The sequence below is a fragment of the Pseudomonas fontis genome (assembly GCF_028656955.1).
Taxonomy (GTDB): Bacteria; Pseudomonadota; Gammaproteobacteria; order Pseudomonadales; family Pseudomonadaceae; genus Aquipseudomonas; species Aquipseudomonas fontis.
In genome coordinates this window covers 1-19,259 of the sequence record NZ_JAMDGY010000022.1, presented here as the reverse complement: position 1 = coordinate 19,259, position 19,259 = coordinate 1, and the positions used below count along the sequence as shown (strand labels likewise).

General features: G+C 61.9%; 20 protein-coding genes. 9 read left to right on the top strand and 11 right to left on the bottom strand.

Annotation, left to right across the window (positions count from 1 at the left end; all coding sequences use genetic code 11):
• Positions 1-37 precede the first annotated feature (37 nt).
• Positions 38-1,519 (top strand): anthranilate synthase component I, encoded by a 1,482-nt coding sequence (gene trpE, locus M5G11_RS09085; RefSeq protein ID WP_273909751.1) that lies wholly within the window; start codon positions 38-40, stop codon positions 1,517-1,519.
• 54 nt (positions 1,520-1,573) lie between these two features.
• Here trpE and estP read toward each other — a convergent pair whose 3' ends face one another.
• On the bottom strand, positions 1,574-3,478 hold the full coding sequence (estP, locus tag M5G11_RS09080) for an esterase EstP (protein WP_273909752.1): 1,905 nt from the start codon (positions 3,476-3,478) through the stop codon (positions 1,574-1,576).
• Positions 3,479-3,874: 396 nt separating this feature from the next.
• On the opposite strand from estP, the gene M5G11_RS09075 reads away from it, so the two are divergent.
• From M5G11_RS09075 to M5G11_RS09060, 4 genes are read left to right on the top strand one after another with little or no spacing between them, the layout of a single operon-like run.
• Positions 3,875-4,468 (top strand): aminodeoxychorismate/anthranilate synthase component II, encoded by a 594-nt coding sequence (locus M5G11_RS09075; protein ID WP_273909753.1) that lies wholly within the window; start codon positions 3,875-3,877, stop codon positions 4,466-4,468.
• Positions 4,469-4,477: 9 nt separating this feature from the next.
• Positions 4,478-5,527, top strand: a complete 1,050-nt coding sequence (gene trpD, locus M5G11_RS09070; protein WP_273909754.1) for an anthranilate phosphoribosyltransferase — start codon at positions 4,478-4,480, stop codon at positions 5,525-5,527.
• Positions 5,524-6,360, top strand: a complete 837-nt coding sequence (trpC, locus tag M5G11_RS09065; RefSeq protein WP_273909755.1) for an indole-3-glycerol phosphate synthase TrpC — start codon at positions 5,524-5,526, stop codon at positions 6,358-6,360. The genes trpD and trpC overlap by 4 nt, the downstream gene beginning before the upstream one ends.
• A gap of 55 nt (positions 6,361-6,415) precedes the next feature.
• On the top strand, positions 6,416-7,120 hold the full coding sequence (locus M5G11_RS09060) for a lipoate--protein ligase family protein (protein ID WP_273909756.1): 705 nt from the start codon (positions 6,416-6,418) through the stop codon (positions 7,118-7,120).
• Here M5G11_RS09060 and crp read toward each other — a convergent pair.
• On the bottom strand, positions 7,117-7,761 hold the full coding sequence (gene crp / locus M5G11_RS09055; protein ID WP_273909757.1) for a cAMP-activated global transcriptional regulator CRP: 645 nt from the start codon (positions 7,759-7,761) through the stop codon (positions 7,117-7,119). The genes M5G11_RS09060 and crp overlap by 4 nt on opposite strands.
• 190 nt (positions 7,762-7,951) lie before the next feature.
• Between crp and M5G11_RS09050 the strand changes: the two genes are divergently transcribed.
• The gene (locus M5G11_RS09050; protein WP_043859826.1) at positions 7,952-8,374 is read left to right on the top strand and encodes an OsmC family protein; all 423 of its coding nucleotides are present in this window, start codon (positions 7,952-7,954) and stop codon (positions 8,372-8,374) included.
• A gap of 40 nt (positions 8,375-8,414) precedes the next feature.
• On the opposite strand, the gene M5G11_RS09045 is transcribed toward M5G11_RS09050, so the two are convergent.
• From M5G11_RS09045 to hemJ, 7 genes are all read right to left on the bottom strand, one after another.
• Positions 8,415-8,855: a hypothetical protein gene (locus M5G11_RS09045; RefSeq protein ID WP_273909758.1), complete on the bottom strand. Its 441-nt coding sequence runs from the start codon at positions 8,853-8,855 to the stop codon at positions 8,415-8,417.
• Positions 8,855-9,895, bottom strand: coding sequence for a DUF2157 domain-containing protein (locus M5G11_RS09040; protein ID WP_273909759.1), 1,041 nt, complete (start codon positions 9,893-9,895; stop codon positions 8,855-8,857). Before M5G11_RS09040 ends, M5G11_RS09045 begins: the two co-directional genes overlap by 1 nt.
• Before the next feature lie 11 nt (positions 9,896-9,906).
• Positions 9,907-10,554, bottom strand: a complete 648-nt coding sequence (gene coq7, locus M5G11_RS09035; protein WP_273909760.1) for a 2-polyprenyl-3-methyl-6-methoxy-1,4-benzoquinone monooxygenase — start codon at positions 10,552-10,554, stop codon at positions 9,907-9,909.
• Between the two features lie 65 nt (positions 10,555-10,619).
• Positions 10,620-10,958, bottom strand: coding sequence for a histidine triad nucleotide-binding protein (locus M5G11_RS09030; RefSeq protein ID WP_273909761.1), 339 nt, complete (start codon positions 10,956-10,958; stop codon positions 10,620-10,622).
• A gap of 70 nt (positions 10,959-11,028) precedes the next feature.
• Entirely contained in the window at positions 11,029-11,802 is a 774-nt protein-coding gene (locus M5G11_RS09025; RefSeq protein ID WP_273909762.1) for an SDR family NAD(P)-dependent oxidoreductase, read from the bottom strand.
• Between the two features lie 81 nt (positions 11,803-11,883).
• The gene (locus M5G11_RS09020) at positions 11,884-12,843 is read right to left on the bottom strand and encodes an NAD(P)H-dependent flavin oxidoreductase (protein ID WP_273909763.1); all 960 of its coding nucleotides are present in this window, start codon (positions 12,841-12,843) and stop codon (positions 11,884-11,886) included.
• Positions 12,844-12,874: 31 nt separating this feature from the next.
• Positions 12,875-13,297 (bottom strand): protoporphyrinogen oxidase HemJ, encoded by a 423-nt coding sequence (hemJ, locus tag M5G11_RS09015; RefSeq protein ID WP_273909764.1) that lies wholly within the window; start codon positions 13,295-13,297, stop codon positions 12,875-12,877.
• A gap of 139 nt (positions 13,298-13,436) precedes the next feature.
• On the opposite strand from hemJ, the gene argC reads away from it, so the two are divergent.
• Together argC and erpA are read left to right on the top strand one after the other, a co-directional pair.
• Positions 13,437-14,471: an N-acetyl-gamma-glutamyl-phosphate reductase gene (gene argC / locus M5G11_RS09010; protein WP_273909765.1), complete on the top strand. Its 1,035-nt coding sequence runs from the start codon at positions 13,437-13,439 to the stop codon at positions 14,469-14,471.
• A 137-nt stretch (positions 14,472-14,608) separates the two neighbouring features.
• Entirely contained in the window at positions 14,609-14,959 is a 351-nt protein-coding gene (gene erpA, locus M5G11_RS09005; RefSeq protein WP_273909766.1) for an iron-sulfur cluster insertion protein ErpA, read from the top strand.
• A gap of 55 nt (positions 14,960-15,014) precedes the next feature.
• Here the strand turns inward: erpA and M5G11_RS09000 are convergent, their stop codons facing one another.
• Both M5G11_RS09000 and M5G11_RS08995 read right to left on the bottom strand, forming a co-directional pair.
• A complete protein-coding gene (locus tag M5G11_RS09000) occupies positions 15,015-16,106 on the bottom strand; it encodes an anhydro-N-acetylmuramic acid kinase (RefSeq protein ID WP_273909767.1) in 1,092 nt (363 codons plus the stop codon).
• Between the two features lie 3 nt (positions 16,107-16,109).
• A complete protein-coding gene (locus M5G11_RS08995; protein ID WP_273909768.1) occupies positions 16,110-17,528 on the bottom strand; it encodes a peptidoglycan DD-metalloendopeptidase family protein in 1,419 nt (472 codons plus the stop codon).
• Positions 17,529-17,738: 210 nt separating this feature from the next.
• Here M5G11_RS08995 and tyrS point away from each other — a divergent pair, with 210 nt between their 5' ends.
• Complete coding sequence (gene tyrS, locus M5G11_RS08990) at positions 17,739-18,938, top strand: tyrosine--tRNA ligase (RefSeq protein ID WP_273909769.1); 1,200 nt, start codon at positions 17,739-17,741, stop codon at positions 18,936-18,938.
• Positions 18,939-19,259: the final 321 nt, after the last annotated feature.

Sequence of the window (19,259 nt, the reverse complement as noted above, 5' to 3'; positions counted from 1 at the left end):
CCCGTCCGACCCCTTGCTCCACTGCCACGAGGCTATCATGACCCGCGAAGAATTCCTGCGCCTGGCCGCTGCCGGCTACAACCGTATTCCCCTGGCCTGCGAGACCCTGGCCGACTTCGACACGCCGCTGTCGATCTACCTGAAACTGGCGGACCAGCCCAACTCCTACCTGCTCGAATCGGTGCAGGGCGGGGAGAAGTGGGGGCGCTATTCGATCATTGGCCTGCCATGTCGCACCGTGCTGCGCGTGCATGATCACCAGGTGCGGATTACCCACGACGGTGTCGAGATCGAGCGCCACGATGTCGAAGACCCGCTGGCCTTCGTCGAAGCCTTCAAGGAACGCTACTCGGTGCCGACCATTGCCGGCCTGCCGCGTTTCAATGGCGGCCTGGTCGGGTACTTCGGCTACGACTGCGTGCGCTACGTGGAAAAACGCCTGGGCAAGTGCCCGAACCCAGACCCGCTGGGCGTTCCGGATATCCTGCTGATGGTCTCCGACGCCGTGGTGGTGTTCGACAACCTGGCCAGCAAGATCCACGCAATCGTCCTCGCAGACCCTGCCCAGGAAAACGCCTACGAGAACGGCCAGGCGCGCCTTGAGGAACTGCTCGAGCAGTTGCGCCAGCCGATCACCCCGCGCCGCGGCCTGGACTTGTCCGGCCCGCCGGCGCCAGAGCCGGCGTTCCGTTCCAGCTTCACCCAGGCTGACTACGAGCGCGCCGTCGATACCGTCAAGGAGTACATCCTGGCGGGCGACTGCATGCAGGTGGTGCCGTCACAACGCATGTCCATCGACTTCAAGGCGGCGCCCATCGACCTGTACCGGGCGCTGCGCTGTTTCAACCCGACGCCGTACATGTACTTCTTCAACTTCGGTGACTTCCATGTCGTCGGCAGCTCGCCAGAAGTGCTGGTGCGGGTCGAAGACAACCTGGTCACCGTGCGCCCGATTGCCGGCACCCGCCCGCGTGGCGCCAACGAGGAAGCCGACCGAGCCCTGGAAGACGACCTGCTCAGCGACGACAAGGAAATCGCCGAGCACCTGATGCTGATCGACCTGGGCCGCAACGACACGGGCCGGGTCTCCGAGACCGGCACGGTCAAGGTCACCGAGAAGATGGTGATCGAGCGCTATTCCAACGTGATGCACATCGTCTCCAACGTTACCGGCCAGCTCAAGCAAGGCCTGAGCGCCATGGACGCGCTGCGCGCGATCCTGCCGGCCGGCACGTTGTCCGGGGCACCGAAGATCCGCGCAATGGAAATCATCGACGAGCTGGAGCCGGTCAAGCGCGGCGTCTATGGCGGTGCGGTGGGTTACCTGGCGTGGAACGGCAACATGGATACGGCGATTGCCATTCGAACGGCAGTGATCAAGGACGGCGAACTGCATGTGCAGGCCGGTGGCGGTATCGTGGCCGATTCGGTGCCAGCGCTGGAATGGGAAGAAACCATCAACAAGCGTCGCGCGATGTTCCGCGCTGTGGCACTGGCCGAGCAAACGCCACGCGGTTGAATACACCCGTGAGGTGAAAAACGGCGCTCAGGTTGAGCGCCGTTTTTTTTGCGATCAGAAGTCCAGGCTGAGTGCCAGGTTGATTCCTTGTTGCGTCAGCTCGTCGCTCTTGCGCCAGTTGTACCCGCCACGCAGGTTCAGCCCCGGCGTCAGCTCATGGCTCAAGCCGATGCTGGCGCGGTTCAGGTTGCTCTGCGGGGTGTAGCCGGTCAGGGTGAAATCATTGCCCGGCAGGCTGTTCAGGTGCAGGGTCAGGTCCTGACGGTCGTCCTCGAATTCGTGCTCGTGGGCGACTTCGGCGAACAGCTGGGTGCCGGGGACGAGCTGGTACTTGCCTTGCAGGCCCACACCCAGGCGCCGCGACTTGCGGTCCTGGTCGTCGAAGCTCAGCGCGGTGGAGCGGGCGCCTTTCTCCGCGTAGCCATCGACCTTGACCCGGGCGAAGTCAGCGCTGATGAACGGCGAAAGGTGCCAAGGGCTGCTGGCAGCGGCCAGGTCGTAACCCAGGCGTGCAGCGAAGGCCCAGACCTCGCCATCGGTGTCGCCTTTTTCGCTGCGGTCATTCACGCCAAAGGCAAAGGTCCGTTTCAGGTCGCTGTAGTCCAGGTGCCCGGCAGTCAGCGCGGCATCGGCCCACCACTGGTTCTGCTGGAACTGTACGAAGCCGGTGGCCAGGTAGCTGTCGAGCTTGTAGTCCGAGTCCTGTTCGCCAGCTTCCAGTTTCTGCTGATAGACGCCTGCCGCGACGCCGGCACGCCATGCCTCGTCGATGCGGTAGCTGCCGCCAAGGGTGAGGTTGTAGCCATGGCCGTCGGCGCTGGCCGAGCCGCGTTGATCGTCAAAGTCGAGCTTCTGCCCGCCGGTGGCAATGATTGCTTGCCACTGGCCGACACCTTGCCAGTTGCCTTGCCACTGGTTGCGCAGTTCATCCTGATGCGCGCGCAGGCTGGCGTGGGCCATTTCCGGTAGCAGTGTCAGCTCCCACGGGGCGGAGAGAATCGAATAGCCGTAGTCGGCGATCAGTTGCTGGCCCGCGATGGTTGGGTGTACCGAGTCGTTGAACAGCAGCTTGGTCGGATCGGGGCTGGTGCCGTTGGCGCCGTACACCGGGTTCTGCAGACAGTTGTTGCCGCTGTAGCAGGTGCCCAGCAGGTTCTGCCCGGTGGCCAGGCCGAAGTCGCCCGGCGAGGCAATGGCTTCACGCAGCAGCAACGGAATGTTCAGCGGGATGATTTGCGCATCGATCTGCCCGAGGCGTTTGACCAGTTCCTGGTTGAACACGCTGCTCAGCTGCGACAGTGGGCCAGACTGCGGTGTCCCGCTGAAGGCCGGTGTCAGGCCCAGGTCCGGCAGCAGCCAGACCATGATGTAGCGCGCGCCGCCACTTTGCAGGGCTTGTGCGCTGGCGGCCAGGCGATCGGCCGAGGCCACGGCTTGCGCCGGGCTGGTCACCAGGCCCTGAAGGAAGTCGTTGCCGCCGCCGGTGAGGTAGTACAGCGCGTTCGGGTCGGCCAGTGCTCCGCCGGCCAGATAACCCGGGCGCTGGCGCAGGACCGTGCCGCCACCGGGGTTGCCCGGTGGAATGACGGCTTGCGAGGTGCTGGTGATCGAATTGAGGATCTGGTCGGTGCGATAGCCGCCAACAGCCCAGTTGTTGCCATCTGGCAAGCCCAGCGCGGCATTGACCGGAGACGTCGAGGCGCCCAGTTCGGCGCCGGACAGGCCCAGGTGTGCGCCGAGGATCATCGGCGAGGTGGCGGCGAACTGGCCGTTCGGCCCGCGGTTGGTAAAGCGCTGGGTGCTGCCGGGTGGGCCGGCAGTGTCGGGGAATTGCCCGGCGTCGGCGAGACTGTCGCCAAACACGATCATCGTTGAATACGGGGAGGGGGAGGCGAAGGTCTGACTGCAGGCCAGGGCCAGGGCGCCAAGTGCAAAGCGAAAGCGCGGGCGTTTCTCCATCGAAAAGATCCTTTTTCTTTATTTTTATAGGACAAAGCCGCTTGACCTTAGCAAGGTGCAGGGATTGTTTCCATTACCTTGCTACTCGCCTTGTCCCCTCCATATTGCACGCGCCGCGCCGGTAGGCTACTGTGCGGGAACGTATGAACGAGACCTACCCCGTGTTGATCGTCAGCAAACTCTTGATGCGCGTTATCAAGGCCCACGCCCGTTGGCGTTGGCGCGCCTGACTTTATCTCTTGCCGGCTCTGCCCGGCCCAGTACCGTTTTGCCTTTCCGAAGTGTTTCACCTGTTCCCACCGCCGGCTTATGCCGCGTTGCACAGGGCTGGCGCGCATGTCACCAGCAACGGAAGGCGTGAATTCAAAGTCAGTAGATTCAAGAGGTAGACCCCAGATGTTACTGATGATCGACAATTACGACTCCTTCACCTACAACGTCGTGCAGTACCTCGGCGAGCTCGGTGCAGAGGTCAAGGTCATTCGCAATGACGAACTGACCATCGCCCAGATCGAAGCCCTGCAACCGGAGCGCATCGTCGTCTCCCCTGGCCCGTGCACCCCGACCGAGGCCGGCGTTTCCATCGAAGCGATCCTGCACTTTGCCGGCAAGCTGCCTATTCTTGGCGTATGTCTCGGCCACCAGTCCATCGGCCAGGCCTATGGCGGTGAAGTGGTACGTGCCCGCCAGGTGATGCACGGCAAGACCAGCCCGGTGTACCACCGCGACCTGGGCGTGTTCGCTGGCTTGAACAACCCGCTGACCGTGACCCGCTACCACTCGCTGGTGGTCAAGCGCGAGACCTTGCCGGACTGCCTGGAAGTGACCGCCTGGACCGCTCGGGAAGACGGCACGGTCGACGAGATCATGGGCCTGCGGCACAAGACCCTGAACATCGAAGGGGTGCAGTTCCACCCCGAGTCGATTCTCACCGAGCAAGGCCACGAGCTGTTCGCCAACTTCCTCAAACAGACCGGCGGCCGCCGCTAAGGATCGATCATGGATATCAAGAGCGCGCTGGCCCGTATTGCCGGGCAACTGGACCTTTCCACCGAAGAAATGCGCGACGTGATGCGCCTGATCATGACCGGTCAGTGCAGTGAGGCGCAGATTGGCGCCTTCCTCATGGGCATGCGCATGAAGAGCGAGAGCATCGATGAAATCGTCGGTGCCGTGTCGGTGATGCGCGAGCTGGCGGACGGCGTCGAACTCAAGACGCTGGATGGCGTGGTGGATGTGGTCGGCACCGGCGGTGACGGCGCAAATATCTTCAACGTGTCCACCGCCTCGGCCTTTGTCGTTGCCGCCGCCGGTTGCACGGTGGCCAAGCATGGCAACCGCGCCGTGTCGGGCAAGAGTGGCAGCGCCGATTTGCTGGAAGCGGCGGGTATCTACCTGAACCTGACGCCGGTGCAGGTGGCACGCTGCATCGACAGCGTCGGCATCGGCTTCATGTTCGCCCAGTCGCACCACAGCGCCATGAAATACGCAGCCGGCCCGCGCCGCGACCTGGGCCTGCGCACCCTGTTCAACATGCTCGGCCCGCTTACGAATCCGGCCGGGGTCAAACACCAGGTCGTCGGGGTATTTGCCCAGACCCTGTGCCGGCCATTGGCCGAGGTGCTCCAGCGCCTGGGCAGCAAGCATGTGCTGGTGGTGCACTCCAAGGATGGCCTGGACGAGTTCAGCCTCGCCGCGCCGACCTATGTGGCAGAACTGAAAAACGACCAGATCACCGAATATTGGGTCGAGCCCGAAGACCTTGGCATGAAGAGCCAGAGCCTGCATGGCTTGGCCGTGGAAAGCCCGGCGCTGTCGCTGGAGCTGATCCGCGATGCCCTGGGTCGGCGCAAAACCGAGAACGGCCAGAAAGCCGCTGAAATGATCGTGCTCAATGCGGGCGCCGCACTGTATGCGGCCGACCATGCAATGACCTTGAAGCAGGGCGTGGAACTGGCCCATGACGCGCTGCACACCGGCCTGGCCCGGGAAAAGCTGGAAGAGCTGGGCGCCTTTACTGCGGTATTCAAAGTGGAGAATGAAGGATGAGTGTGCCGACGGTTCTGGAAAAGATCCTCGCCCGCAAGGCCGAAGAAGTAGCCCAGCGCAGCGCGCTGGTCAGTCTTGCTGAAGTCGAGCGCCTGGCTAAGGCTGCTGATGCACCACGCGGCTTTGCCCGGGCACTGATCGAGCAGGCCAAGCGCAAGCAACCTGCGGTGATCGCCGAGATCAAGAAGGCTTCGCCGAGCAAGGGCGTGATCCGCGAAAACTTCGTGCCGGCCGACATCGCCGTCAGCTACGAGAAGGGCGGGGCGACCTGCCTCTCGGTACTCACCGACATCGACTACTTCCAGGGCGCCGATGCCTACCTGCAGCAGGCGCGCTCGGCGTGCAAGCTGCCGGTGATCCGCAAGGACTTCATGATCGACCCGTACCAGATCGTCGAGGCGCGTGCGCTGGGCGCCGACTGTGTGTTGCTGATCGTTGCCGCGCTCGACGATGTGAAAATGAAGGAGCTGGCCGACATCGCCAAAGGCGTCGGCCTCGACGTGCTGGTGGAAGTGCACGACGGTGATGAGCTGGAGCGCGCGCTGAAAACCCTCGACACACCGCTGGTGGGGGTCAACAACCGCAACCTGCACACCTTCGAAGTCAGCCTGGAAACCACCCTCGATCTGCTGCCGCGCATTCCTCGCGACCGCCTGGCCATCACCGAGAGCGGTATTCTCAACCGTGCCGATGTCGAGCTGATGGAAATCAATGAGGTCTACTCGTTCCTGGTCGGTGAGGCGTTCATGCGTGCCGAGCATCCAGGGGCCGAGTTGCAGCGCTTGTTCTTCCCTGAGCGGGCGGTGCATAACCTGGTGCCAGGCCTGGACTGAAGCGTTCCTCGAAAGCCGGCGATGCCGGCTTTTTTGTATCCACAGGAAAATCGTGATGACCATAAATGCTGTTGCCGTCACTGTCGAAGCCGGCCTGCACGCCGAGCAGGAATTGCTCAGTGCCGTGTGCAAGGGCGAACAGGCGTTTGGCTTGTTGTTCTGGCAGCCCACCGACCGGGCGCTGGTCATGCCGCGGCGCATGAGCCGGCTCGATGGCTTTGAAGCGGCCTGTGCCGAACTGGCGATTGCCGGTTGGCCGGTGCTGTTGCGCGAAACCGGCGGCGAGCCGGTGCCTCAGTCGCCTGCGGTGATCAACGTGGCGCTGGTGTATGTGGCGCCACACAGTGAAGGCGATCAGAACCGCATCGAAAATGCCTACCTGCGTCTTTGCGAGCCGCTGTGCGAAGTACTCAGCGAATGGGGCGGGATGGCCTCGGTGGGTGAAATCGAAGGCGCGTTCTGCGATGGCCGCTACAACGTCAACCTCAACGGTCGCAAGCTGGTCGGCACGGCCCAGCGCTGGCGCCAGGGGCTGGGCGGCAAGCGCCCGGTGGTGCTGGTGCACGGCGCCTTGTTGCTGGATAACGAGCGTGAGTCGATGGTGGCGGCGGTCAATCGCTTCAACGAATGCTGCAACCTTGAGCAGCGTTGCCTGGCCCACAGCCACATCGCACTGCATGAAGTGGTGCCCGAGGCGCCACTGTTGGAGCGCCTCACCCAGGCCTATGGCGAAGTGATCAAAGGCATTGCCCGGGATTAACGGGTGCCGAAGACCACCATGGTCTTGCCTTTCACGTTTACCAGGCTGCGTTCTTCAAGGTCCTTGAGGACGCGGCCGACCATCTCGCGCGAACAACCGACGATACGGCCGATCTCCTGGCGGGTGATCTTGATCTGCATGCCGTCCGGATGGGTCATGGCGTCCGGTTGCTTGCACAGCTCCAGCAAGCAGCGGGCGACGCGCCCGGTCACGTCGAAGAACGCCAGGTCGCCGACCTTGCGCGTGGTATTGCGCAGGCGCTGGGCCATCTGGCTGCCGAGGGCGTAGAGAATCTCCGGCTCCTGGCGCGCCAGTTCGCGGAACTTGTCGTAACTGATCTCGGCGACTTCACATTCGGTCTTGGCGCGCACCCACGCGCTGCGACGATGCTCCTGGTCGACCGCTTCAAACAGCCCCAGCTCACCGAAGAAATCGCCATTGTTGAGGTAGGCGATGATCATCTCGTGGCCCTCATCGTCTTCAATGAGGACGGTGACCGAGCCTTTGACGATAAAGGACAGCGTTTCGGCGCGATCACCCGCGCAGATGATATTGCTCTTGGCCGGATAACGTCGGCGCTGGCAATGGGCAAGCAACTTGTCGATGTTCTTGATCTTGGCTGGAAGGCTCGAAGCAACCATGGCTAATCCCGGAAAGACGCGACGCGTGAGCATTTTTTATAGGCTGCCTGGCAAGATGCGCCAGTGAATTGGCGTCAGCTTATCAGACACTTCCGTTTGTATCGGCATATTTACTCGAACGCTTAGCCTTTTCGGACGGGGTCGCAGGGTCTAAGCTGGCAACCTTTTTAACTACAAGGCAGGCCGGGTGATGAAAGCGCGTATCCAGTGGGCAGGCGAAGCCATGTTTCTTGGTGAGTCGGGCAGTGGCCATGTCGTGGTAATGGACGGTCCGCCTGAAAGCGGTGGACGCAACCTGGGCGTGCGGCCGATGGAAATGTTGCTGCTGGGCCTGGGTGGCTGCAGCAACTTCGATGTGGTCAGCATCCTGAAGAAGTCCCGCCAGGCCGTTGAGAGTTGCGAGGCGTTCCTTGAAGCCGAGCGTGCGGACGAAGACCCGAAGGTTTTCACCAAGATCCACCTGCGCTTCGTGGTCAAGGGCCGTGGCTTGAAAGAGGCCCAGGTCAAGCGCGCCGTCGAGCTGTCTGCCGAGAAGTACTGCTCGGCGTCGATCATGCTGGGGCGCGCGGGCGTTGAAATCACCCACGCCTACGAGATTGTCGAGCTGGGTTGAATCCGCCAACAAGAAAGGGGCCCTGATCAGGGCCCCTTTTTTATCCATACGCCGGCAGGTGTCGCCCTGGCCAGCGCTCCAGCGCGAGCAACCAGATCAGCCCCGGGACCAAGGCCAGCAACAGCCATGGCAATTGATAGGCGAACAGGCTGACGATTTCCAGCGACGACCAGGTGGCGCCGGCGCTTTCGGCAAACAGCTGGCAAAGCAGGAAGGCGCTGGCGCCGGCCAATATGATGAACGCTGCAATCAGCGCCAGATGACGGCGCACAAGGCAGCCCAGGAGCACGAACAGCAACATGCCCGGCGCTGAGAAAATCAGCAGCTCGATGCTGCTGTTGCTTTGTGGCTCGACCAGGTAGGGAAGCTCCAGGGTGAACGCTTCGTGGGCAAGGCGGGCACTGGACAGGCAAATGTACAGGTAGCCGACCAGGGGCAGGCCAACGCTCTGCAGCACGCGCGTGAGCAGCCGGCGCACCATCAGCGGCGCAGCCCCGGCAGCGTACGCAGCAAGGCGGCGGGTAATCGGCTGCGCAGGTTGCTACTCAAGCGTTCGCGATGTTTCTGGTACAGCAGCCCCAGCCCGATCACGCCCAGCCCGATCAGTGTCACGATCACCGGGAACAGCAATGAGTCGGCAAACACGTCATACGACAGGTAGCCCAGGTACGCCGCCACGCCCAGCGCGCCGAAGACCATGAACAGTGGGCGGCGCAACAGCACCGCAACGGTCATCAGGCCCAGGTTGATCAGGCAGTACATCGCCTTGGCGAACTCGCTGTCGCTGTTCATCGAGGTCAGGGCGCCCCAGAACGCCAGCAACCCGGCCAGGTAGCCCCAGAAGGCATAATCGCGTTGGGTGCGGCCATCCACCACCAGGAACACCAGGAGCAGAGCCAGGCCAAACCACAGGGATACCTGCTGGCGTTGTTCCCAGTTGAACGGGTCGCCATATACCCATTCGGTCAGGTCCATGGACATGAACCACAGCGCCAGGGCGATGGGCATGACGATGAACGGGAAGGGGATCAGGCGCAGCATCAACAGGCCGGCCAGCACCGTCGCGGCTTCCATCAGCAGCCAGCCGCCCTGCACGTAGGTGTAGTAGTTGTGATAGTCTGCCTGGCTGTCGTCCAGCGGCCAGAAACCGGTGATACGCTCGATGGCAAACACCGCCAGCGGCACAATGCTCACCGCCACTGCCGCGAGCACACCGGCAGGGATCACTTGGCCACGGCGCTGAAGTACCAGGCCGGCAATGGTCATCGAGGCGATATACAGCAGGGCCACCATCAGCAGCGCGCTGTCACCGATGCGCATCCAGGCCTCGTTCAGCAGCCAGCCCATGGCACCCATGATCAACAGCGCACCAAAGTAGAACGCCACATGGGCCAGTTGGAAACTGGCCTGTTGCGCGGGCTGTTGCTTGAGGAAGTCGAGCAGGGCCAGATCCTGGCCCGGGTTCAGAACGCCTGCGCTGACGGCGCGGGCCAGGTCCTTGGCGTCGAAGCGTTCGGTCATGTCAGCCGACCTCAGATGCGATAGGTGCTTTTGGTCATGACCTTGGCCATCAGGCTCATGCCGAACTTGACCGGGGCCGGGAAGCGGAAGCCGCCAGCATCCAGTGCTGCATCGGCGTGCTGTTCTTCGTCGATGCGCATCTGCTCAAGAATCGCCCGGGACTTCTCGTCTTCAGCCGGGATCTGCTCCAGGTGCTCATCCAGGTGCTTGCACACCTGATGTTCAGTGGCGGCCACGAAGCCCAGGCTGACCTTGTCGCTGATCAGGCCGGCGACGGCGCCAATACCGAAGGACATGCCATAGAACAGCGGGTTGAGCACGCTTGGGTGGCTGCCCAGCTGACGAATGCGTTGTTCGCACCAGGCCAGGTGGTCGATTTCTTCTTCGGCGGCGTGTTCCATCGCCTTGCGTACCTGAGGCAGCTTGGCGGTCAGGGCTTGGCCCTGATACAGCGCCTGGGCGCAGACTTCACCGGTGTGGTTGATGCGCATCAGGCCGGCGACGTGGCGGGTTTGCTCTTCATCGAGCTCGGCGTCGGGCTGGACGATTGCCGGCGAAGGCCGACCGGGCTGGCCGCTGAAGGGCAGCAAGGTGCGCATGGCGGTGTCGGCCTGCAGCAACAAGCGGTCGAGCGGCGAATAGTGACGTTCGGTAGCCATCGGGCACCTCCGCAAGAATGTGCCCGACAGTTTAACCCAAACCTTATGACAGGGCTTGCGCTGGATCAGCCCGGCGGCCAGTGCATCTGACGCTGGCCGAGCACGTGCATATGGATGTGGTAGACCGTCTGGCCACCCAGTTCATTGCAGTTCATGACCACGCGGAAACCGTCTTCGCAGCCGAGTTCCTTGGCCAGGCGCTGGGCGGTGAACAGGATGTGTCCGGCCAGGCCCTTGTCGTCTTCAGTCAGGTCGTTGAGGGTGCGGATCGGCTTCTTCGGAATGACCAGGAAGTGCACCGGTGCCTGCGGGGCGATATCGTGGAAGGCCAGTACCTGGTCGTCCTCGTAAATGATCTTCGCGGGGATCTCCCGGTTGATGATCTTGGTGAACAGAGTATCCACAACGCTTGCTCCATGGTGGTGGTCGGCTGAGTGTACTCAGGCAGTACGCTGGCGCCCAGCAGCTTTCGCCTCAGCGTGGGCAGTAGGCCTGGTTGATCGCACCGGCCAGCTTGCGTGCCATCCAGCGCGACAACCAGCGCGGGCTCAGGGCCAGCCAGCGATTGCGCCGCCCGGGGATGATCACCGCGCGATTCTTGTCCAGCGCCCGAACGGTGTAGAGCGCCACTTCTTCCGGGCTCAGGCAGCGATTGCCTTTCTGCAGGCGGGGAATGTTGCGCTTGGCCGAACGTACCGGGCCGGGGCACAGCACAGACACCTTGATCCCGGTGCGTTTCAGTTCTTCGCGTAGCCCTTCGCTGAAATGCAGTACATAGGCTTTGCTGGCGGCGTAACTGCTCATCCAGGGGCCGGGGGCAAAGGCTGCTAGTGATGCGATATTGAGAATCTGCCCGCCACCCTGCACGGCCATGGCGTTGCCCAGGGCATGGCAAAGACGGGTGAGGGCGAGGATGTTCACCTCGATCAGGTCCTGCTCATCGGCCCACTCCTGTGCAAGGAAGTGCCCATAGGAGCGGATGCCGGCGCAGTTCACCAGCAGGTCGATCTGTCGCTCACCCTCTTCAAGCTCCAGCAGGAACCCGGACAAGCGCAGTGGCTCGCCCAGGTCACAGGCGCGGAACAGCACTTCGACGCCAAAACGCTGGGTCAGCTCAACGGCAATCGGCTCCAGCTCATCGCGCTGACGGGCGACCAGGATCAAGTTGCGTCCACGGCGCGCCAGTGCTTCGGCCAGTGCCAGGCCAAGACCGCTGGAGGCACCGGTGACCATGGCGTAACGGGACATGCAGTTCTCCAGAAAGAGGGTGGGGCGTGATGAAGCGGCTAGTTTACAGACTGGCCGCGACAAAGGCTGCCCCGCACGGCCTCAACGCGGCCAGTTTTGCCCCAGTTGGCTGGCAAAGGCCTGGGCCTGACGGTATTCGGCGTCCAGGCGGGCAATGAGCTGGTCGACTGAAAGCTGCTCGTCGATTGCCCCGGCGCCCTGGCCGGCGGACCACACGGTCTTCCAGGCCTTGGCTTCGTCGTCGAGCGGCTTGAGCTTGGTCTCGGCGCCTTTGCCTTTGAGGTCAGCCATGTCGTAGCCGGCTTGCTCCAGGCTTTGGCGCATGAAACTGGCCGGCACGCCTGATACTGCGGGGGTATGAATGATGTCGGCAGCCTTGGCCTGCAGGAGCATGTCCTTGTAGGGCGCGGGTGCCGCGCTTTCCTGGCTGGCGATGAAATGGGTGCCGAGGTATGCCAGGTCGGCACCCAGAAGCTGCGCCGCGAGGATTTCGTGGCCGCGGTTCAGGCAGCCGGCCAGGAGCAGGGTCTTGTCGAAGAACTGACGAATTTCGGCGAGCAGGGCGAATGGGCTCCAGGTCCCGGCATGTCCGCCAGCGCCCGCTGCCACCGCAATCAGGCCATCAACACCGGCTTCAGCGGCTTTCTCCGCGTGCCGACGCGTGGTGACATCGTGGAACACCAGGCCGCCATAACTGTGGACGGCGTCCACTACCTCTTTAACCGCCCCCAGGCTGGTTATGACGATAGGCACCTTGTGCTCGACGCACAGGGCCAGGTCGGCCTGCAGGCGCGGGTTGCTCGGGTGGACGATCAGGTTGACGGCATAGGGTGCAGGCTTGTCAAAGGTAGCCAGGCCCGCTTCGATTTCTTCCAGCCAGGCCTTGAAGCCTGCGCTATCGCGCTGGTTCAGCGCCGGAAAACTACCCACCACGCCATTGCGACAACAGGCCAGGACCAACTTGGGGTTGGAGATCAGGAACATCGGGGCTGCGACGATGGGTAGGCGCAGGCGTTGTTCAAGCAAGGCAGGCAATGACATGGTGGTTCCTCGAAGTGGATGGTGACAACGATTAGAACGGCTTGACCACGACCAGAATTACGATCGCCAGCAGAATCACCACCGGCACTTCATTGAACCAGCGGAAGTAGGTGTGGCTGCGGGTGTTTTCGCCGCGGGCAAAGCGTTTCACGTTGGCGCCGCACATGTGATGGTAGCCGGTGAGCAATACCACCAGGGTCAGCTTGGCATGCATCCAGCCTTGGCTGAAGTAACCCGGGACCAGGCTGAGCATCCAGATACCAAAGACAAAGGTGGCGATCATCGCCGGGCCCATGATGCCGCGGTACAGCTTGCGTTCCATGATCACGAAGCGATCCTGGCTGATCTTGTCTTCACTCTGGGCGTGGTAGACGAACAGGCGCGGGAGATAGAACAACCCGGCAAACCAGCAGACCACACTGACGATATGCAGCGCTTTGATCCATAACAGCATGTTTCTAGTTCCTTCAGGGTTCACGGTCGTCAGATAGTAGTGGCTAGAGCGCTAGCGCGTCATCTCAACGGTTGTTACCAGTCGCGTAGGCCCATATCATCGGTGGCTTTCCAGTCGGTTCGTTGAAAGGGGCAGGTTTATGGTCAAGGTCGGTATCGTCGGCGGCACGGGGTACACCGGTGTCGAGTTGCTGCGTCTGTTGGCACAGCATCCACAGGCGGAAGTTGCGGTCATCACCTCGCGATCCGAAGCCGGCTTGCCGGTGGCCGATATGTACCCGAACCTGCGCGGCCATTACGACAACCTGGCCTTCAGCGTGCCGGACACCAAGGCCCTGGCGGCCTGTGATGTGGTGTTCTTCGCCACCCCGCACGGTGTTGCCCATGCATTGGCCGGCGAACTGCTGGCAGCGGGCACCAAGGTGATCGACCTGTCGGCCGACTTCCGTCTGCAGGACGCGGAAGAATGGGCCAAGTGGTACGGTCAGCCGCACGGCGCGCCGGAGCTGCTCAAGGACGCGGTCTACGGCTTGCCGGAAGTGAACCGTGAGCAGATCCGCCAGGCCCGCCTGATCGCCGTGCCGGGTTGCTACCCGACGGCCACCCAACTGGGCTTCCTGCCATTGCTGGAGGCCGGCATTGCCGATGCCTCGCGCCTGATTGCCGACTGCAAGTCCGGTGTCAGCGGCGCTGGCCGTGGCGCAGCGGTGGGTTCGCTGTTCTGCGAAGCGGGCGAAAGCATGAAAGCCTATGCCGTGAAGGGCCACCGTCATTTGCCGGAAATCTGCCAGGGCCTGCGTCGTGCAGCCGGTGGCGATGTCGGCCTGACTTTCGTGCCACACCTCACGCCGATGATCCGGGGTATCCACTCCACGCTCTATGCAACCGTTGCCGATACCTCGGTCGACCTGCAGGCACTGTTCGAAAAGCGTTACGCCAATGAACCGTTCGTCGATGTAATGCCAGCGGGCAGCCACCCGGAAACCCGCAGCGTGCGCGGTGCCAACGTCTGCCGAATCGCCGTGCATCGGCCGCAGGGTGGCGACCTGGTCGTGGTGCTGTCGGTGATCGACAACCTGGTCAAGGGCGCGTCGGGGCAGGCGGTACAGAACCTGAACATCCTGTTCGGCCTGGACGAGCGTATGGGCCTGTCCCACGCCGGGCTGCTGCCTTAAATCGAGCGTTCGAGTGGCAGGCCTGCGCCTGTCGCTCGACTTTCGTCGCTGCTTCTATTGTTGACCGATTTTCTCGGAGAAGCGGATAATGCACGCCATCACGCATTATGGCGGCATAGCGCCGGGAGATAGTCAGCATGAGCGTCGAATCCTTCACCCCTACGATTTTGCAATTTACGCAGGGTGCTGCGCACAAGGTGAAGACCCTGGTCGATGAAGAGGGCAATGAGCGCCTGAAGTTGCGTGTATTCGTGACGGGCGGCGGTTGCTCGGGCTTCCAGTACGGCTTCACGTTCGATGAAGACGTTGCTGAAGACGACACCATTGTCGAGCGCGAGGGCGTTGCCCTGGTGGTCGACCCGATGAGCTTCCAGTATCTGGCAGGCGCTGAAGTGGACTACCAGGAAGGTCTGGAAGGCTCGCGCTTTGTCATCAAGAACCCGAACGCCACCACTACCTGCGGTTGCGGCTCGTCGTTCTCGATCTGAGGTTTGGGCTTACAGCAAAACGCCGCGCTTATGCGCGGCGTTTTGCTTTGTGCGGTCAGGCGGGGTAGATGGCGCCAAGGATGCGCAGGCCCTGTGCGCCGGTCACACTGGGGCGGTTTCCGGCAATCCCCTCCAGGCAGCAATGCGCAAGCCAGGCAAAGGCCATCGCTTCAACCCAGTCCGGGTCGACACCGCATACTGCAGTGCTGCTGACACGGGCGTTGGGCAGTAGCTCGGCCAGGCGCTTCATCAGGGTACCGTTGTGCGCGCCACCACCGCACACCAGCAAGGCTTGGGTCTTCTGCTGGGCTGCTTGCAGGGAGCTGACAATGCTCAGCGCGGTGACTTCAAGCAGCGTTGCCTGTACATCCTGGTCTGGCAATGTCGGCTGTTTGCTCAAGTGCTGCATCAGCCAGGGCAGGTTGAACACTTCGCGACCGGTGCTTTTGGGGCCGGTGCCGGCAAAGAACGGGTCACTCATCAGGCTGTTCAGTAATCCCGGCACGACCTGGCCGCTGGCAGCCCAGGCGCCGTTGGCGTCATAGCCGTGGCCTTGCTTCTCGCTGATCCAGGCATCGAGCAGCACATTTCCCGGGCCGCAGTCGAAACCACTGACCGGCGTGTCACGCTCGATCAGGCTCAGGTTGCTGAAACCGCCAACGTTGAGCACCGCCAGGCGTTCGCCCTGGGCCTCGAACAAGGTTTCATGGAAGGCTGGCGCCAGGGGAGCGCCTTGGCCGCCAGCGGCGACATCGCGGCGGCGGAAGTCGCCGACTACCGTGATGCCCGTCAGTTCTGCCAGCAGCGCCGGGTTGCCGATCTGCACGGTAAAGCCGCGCGCCGGTTCGTGGCGGATGGTCTGGCCGTGGCTGCCGATGGCGCGGATGGCCTGTGGCTGGAGTTGCCGGGTTTGCAGCAGATGCTGGATGCCTTGCGCGGCGAGGCGCACCCATTCGGCTTCGGCTAACGCCGCTCGGGCAATTTCGTCCGGCCCGCTGCTGCACAAGCCCAACAGGGTCTGGCGCAGCGTTTCTGGCATGGGGATGTAATGGGTGGCGAGCAGCGTGAGGCGTTGCTCTTGTTCGATCAAGGCGATGTCCAGGCCATCAAGGCTGGTCCCGGACATCACACCCAGATAGAGGGCCATGGCTTAGCGCTTGTTCGACGCGAGCATGGTGGCCTTTTCCTGGTCCATGCGCGCCATCAGCGGTTGGCTCTGCTGCATGAAGCGCTGGCGCTCTACCTTGGCAATCGGATCAGCCATGGGCAGCTTCTGGCCCAGCGGGTCGACGTGCACACCATTGACCTGGAACTCGTAGTGCAGGTGCGGGCCGGTCGACAGGCCGGTGGTACCGATGTAGCCGATGATCTGGCCCTGCTTGACCGAGCCACCGGTTTTTACGCCTTTGGCGAAGCCCTGCATGTGGCCATAGAGGGTCTGGTAGCTGTTGCCGTGCTGGATGATGACGGTGTTGCCGTAACCGCCGCGACGGCCAGCGAGCAAGACCTTGCCGTCGCCGGCAGCCTTGATCGGGGTGCCACGTGGGGCTGCGTAGTCGACGCCTTTGTGTGCACGGATCTTGTTCAGGATCGGGTGTTTGCGGCCGGCCGAGAAGCGCGAGCTGATGCGGGCGAAATCCACCGGGGTACGGATGAATGCCTTGCGCATGCTGTTGCCGTCAGCGGTGTAGTAGCTGGTGTTGCCGGCCTTGTTGGTGTAACGCACGGCGGAGTAGCTTTTGCCGCGGTTGGTGAAGCGGGCAGAAAGGATGTTGCCATTGCCCACGACCTTGCCGTTGACCACTTTCTGCTCGTAGATGACGTCGAATTCGTCGCCCTGGCGGATGTCCTGGGCGAAGTCGATGTCGTAGCCGAAGATGCTCGCCATGTCCATGGTCAGGCTGTGGTTCATGCCGGCGCGCTGGGCCGATGCCGACAGCGAGCTCTTGATGGTGCCGTGAATATAGGCCGAGCGCACCACGGGCTTGGTGACTTCACGGTTGAACGCGTAACCGTTTGCGGCCTTGGTCAGGCGAATGGTTTCCAGGTCGCTGACCTTGCTGTGCAGGCTGGCCAGTTGGCCGTCCTTGTCCAATTCGATCTGCAGCACCTGGCCATGCTTGAGCTGGCTGAATTGCTTGGCTTGCTTGTTGCTGGCCAGTACTTCATGCACGGCAGTGGCGGGCAAGCCTACCTTGGCGAACAGCGTCGACAGGGTGTCACCACGGGCGACGGTGACTTCGCGGTGGCTTGGGTCCTTGCTGGCGGTGGCTTCAGGTGCCGGTGCCGGCTCGGCCTTGGCCGCTTCTTCAGTGGGCTGGGTAGTGTTCTCGATTTGCGCAAATGGCGACGGGGCAGCTTCTTCGGTGGCTTGAGGCGCTGCGCTTTCCTGTTGTTTCAGCTGTTCGGCTGGGGATTCCAGCTCGAGGTTGAGGGTGGTTTTCTTGGCTTCTACTTCGCTGGATGGAAATACCAGCAAGGCCAGGCTGAGCAAGGCGGCAATGCCGCTCGCGGCCAACAGGTGGCTCTTCGGATAAAGCGGGGGCGCTTTAGGCGGTTCTTTGATCATGGGTAAGTTGACTTTGAAAAAGATGAAATGGAAAAGATGAATGACATGATGAAGATGAAATAACTGTATAAAATATAACCAAATCCCCTTCAGCGCAAGCGCGCAGACGTCATCAGTCGGGTATCGGGTCACATGCGGGCCGGGAACTTGTAATTGATGGCTGATCTTGTATCGTTGGGGCCCTTTGAATTCGAGCCTTACGGGTCTGTTATGAAGTCGGTTGAAGAGCAGCTAGCGCTGATCAAGCGTGGTGCGGAAGAGGTACTGGTCGAATCGGAGCTGGTCGAGAAGCTCAAGCGTGGGCAGCCACTGCGGATCAAGGCGGGTTTCGACCCGACGGCGCCTGACCTGCACCTGGGCCATACCGTGCTGATCAACAAGCTGCGTCAGTTCCAGGAGTTGGGCCACCAGGTCATCTTCCTGATCGGCGACTTCACCGGCATGATCGGTGACCCGAGCGGCAAGAGTGCGACCCGTCCACCGCTCACTCGTGAGCAGGTGCTGGACAACGCCGAGACTTATAAGCAGCAGGTGTTCAAGATTCTCGACCCGGCCAAGACCGAAGTCGCGTTCAACTCCACCTGGATGGACCAGTTGACTCCGGCGGACTTCATTCGCCTGGCGTCGCAGTACACCGTGGCGCGCATGCTCGAGCGCGATGACTTCGACAAGCGCTACACCACCAATCAGCCGATCGCCATTCACGAGTTCCTCTACCCGTTGGTCCAGGGCTATGACTCCGTTGCACTGAAGGCGGACGTGGAGCTGGGCGGTACCGACCAGAAGTTCAACCTGCTGATGGGGCGTGAGCTGCAGCGCAGCTACGGCCAGGAAGCGCAGAACATCGTGACCATGCCGTTGCTCGAAGGGCTGGACGGCGTGAAGAAGATGTCCAAGTCGTTGGGCAACTACGTCGGCATCCAGGAGGCACCGGGTGTGATGTACAGCAAGCTGGTGTCGATCCCGGATACGCTGATGTGGCGTTACTTCGAATTGCTGAGCTTCCGCTCGATGGAAGAGATTGACGGTTTCCGGGCGGACGTTGCTGCAGGCGCCAACCCTCGTGACATCAAGATCAAGCTGGCTGAGGAGATCGTCGCGCGCTTCCATGGTGAGGAGGCTGCTGCCAACGCTCATCGCGCAGCAGGCAACCGCATGAAGGAAGGCGAGCTGCCGGAAGACCTGCCTGAGATCGAAGTGCTGGGCTGCGAAGACATGCCGATCTCTGCTGTCCTTAATAAGGCAGGCCTGGTAAAGAACTCGGCGGCGGCGCGTGATCTGCTGGCGGCAGGTAGCGTACGTGTCGATGGCGAGGCGGTTGATCGCGGCTTCATGTTTGCCCTGGGCGCAACGCATGTGTGCCAGGCCGGTAAGAAGGCCTTTGCGCGGATCACCCTGAAAGCTGAGTAACGCTGCTTATATATAGAGGGGCGCAGCTAATTTGAAATCCTTTGGAATTAGCCCTTGACGCCCCATTTGATTTCTCTATAATTCGCCCACTTCCGGCGTAGTCGGAACAGAAAACTCCTTGAAACTCAATGAGTTAGATGTTCCAGGTAGTGCTGGGATGCTTCGATCGAAAGATCGACAGCGGTGAAAAAGGCAGTTGACAGCAACGATAAGTTCTGTAGAATTCGCCTCCCGCTGACGAGAGATCGTAGCGAGTTAAGCGCTTGAAGTTAAACAGGAAATTCTGAAAGACTTCAAAATAAACGCTTGACAGGCTCTGGG

Excerpts from the sequence above, each read along its gene's own strand:
- trpE (WP_273909751.1), top strand. The coding sequence starts at position 38 with ATGACCCGCGAAGAATTCCTGCGCCTGGCCGCTGCCGGCTACAACCGT.
- estP (WP_273909752.1), bottom strand. The coding sequence starts at position 3,478 with ATGGAGAAACGCCCGCGCTTTCGCTTTGCACTTGGCGCCCTGGCCCTG.
- M5G11_RS09075 (WP_273909753.1), top strand. The coding sequence starts at position 3,875 with ATGTTACTGATGATCGACAATTACGACTCCTTCACCTACAACGTCGTG.
- trpD (WP_273909754.1), top strand. The coding sequence starts at position 4,478 with ATGGATATCAAGAGCGCGCTGGCCCGTATTGCCGGGCAACTGGACCTT.
- trpC (WP_273909755.1), top strand. The coding sequence starts at position 5,524 with ATGAGTGTGCCGACGGTTCTGGAAAAGATCCTCGCCCGCAAGGCCGAA.
- M5G11_RS09060 (WP_273909756.1), top strand. The coding sequence starts at position 6,416 with ATGACCATAAATGCTGTTGCCGTCACTGTCGAAGCCGGCCTGCACGCC.
- crp (WP_273909757.1), bottom strand. The coding sequence starts at position 7,761 with ATGGTTGCTTCGAGCCTTCCAGCCAAGATCAAGAACATCGACAAGTTG.
- M5G11_RS09050 (WP_043859826.1), top strand. The coding sequence starts at position 7,952 with ATGAAAGCGCGTATCCAGTGGGCAGGCGAAGCCATGTTTCTTGGTGAG.
- M5G11_RS09045 (WP_273909758.1), bottom strand. The coding sequence starts at position 8,855 with ATGGTGCGCCGGCTGCTCACGCGCGTGCTGCAGAGCGTTGGCCTGCCC.
- M5G11_RS09040 (WP_273909759.1), bottom strand. The coding sequence starts at position 9,895 with ATGACCGAACGCTTCGACGCCAAGGACCTGGCCCGCGCCGTCAGCGCA.
- coq7 (WP_273909760.1), bottom strand. The coding sequence starts at position 10,554 with ATGGCTACCGAACGTCACTATTCGCCGCTCGACCGCTTGTTGCTGCAG.
- M5G11_RS09025 (WP_273909762.1), bottom strand. The coding sequence starts at position 11,802 with ATGTCCCGTTACGCCATGGTCACCGGTGCCTCCAGCGGTCTTGGCCTG.
- M5G11_RS09020 (WP_273909763.1), bottom strand. The coding sequence starts at position 12,843 with ATGTCATTGCCTGCCTTGCTTGAACAACGCCTGCGCCTACCCATCGTC.
- hemJ (WP_273909764.1), bottom strand. The coding sequence starts at position 13,297 with ATGCTGTTATGGATCAAAGCGCTGCATATCGTCAGTGTGGTCTGCTGG.
- argC (WP_273909765.1), top strand. The coding sequence starts at position 13,437 with ATGGTCAAGGTCGGTATCGTCGGCGGCACGGGGTACACCGGTGTCGAG.
- erpA (WP_273909766.1), top strand. The coding sequence starts at position 14,609 with ATGAGCGTCGAATCCTTCACCCCTACGATTTTGCAATTTACGCAGGGT.
- M5G11_RS09000 (WP_273909767.1), bottom strand. The coding sequence starts at position 16,106 with ATGGCCCTCTATCTGGGTGTGATGTCCGGGACCAGCCTTGATGGCCTG.
- M5G11_RS08995 (WP_273909768.1), bottom strand. The coding sequence starts at position 17,528 with ATGATCAAAGAACCGCCTAAAGCGCCCCCGCTTTATCCGAAGAGCCAC.
- tyrS (WP_273909769.1), top strand. The coding sequence starts at position 17,739 with ATGAAGTCGGTTGAAGAGCAGCTAGCGCTGATCAAGCGTGGTGCGGAA.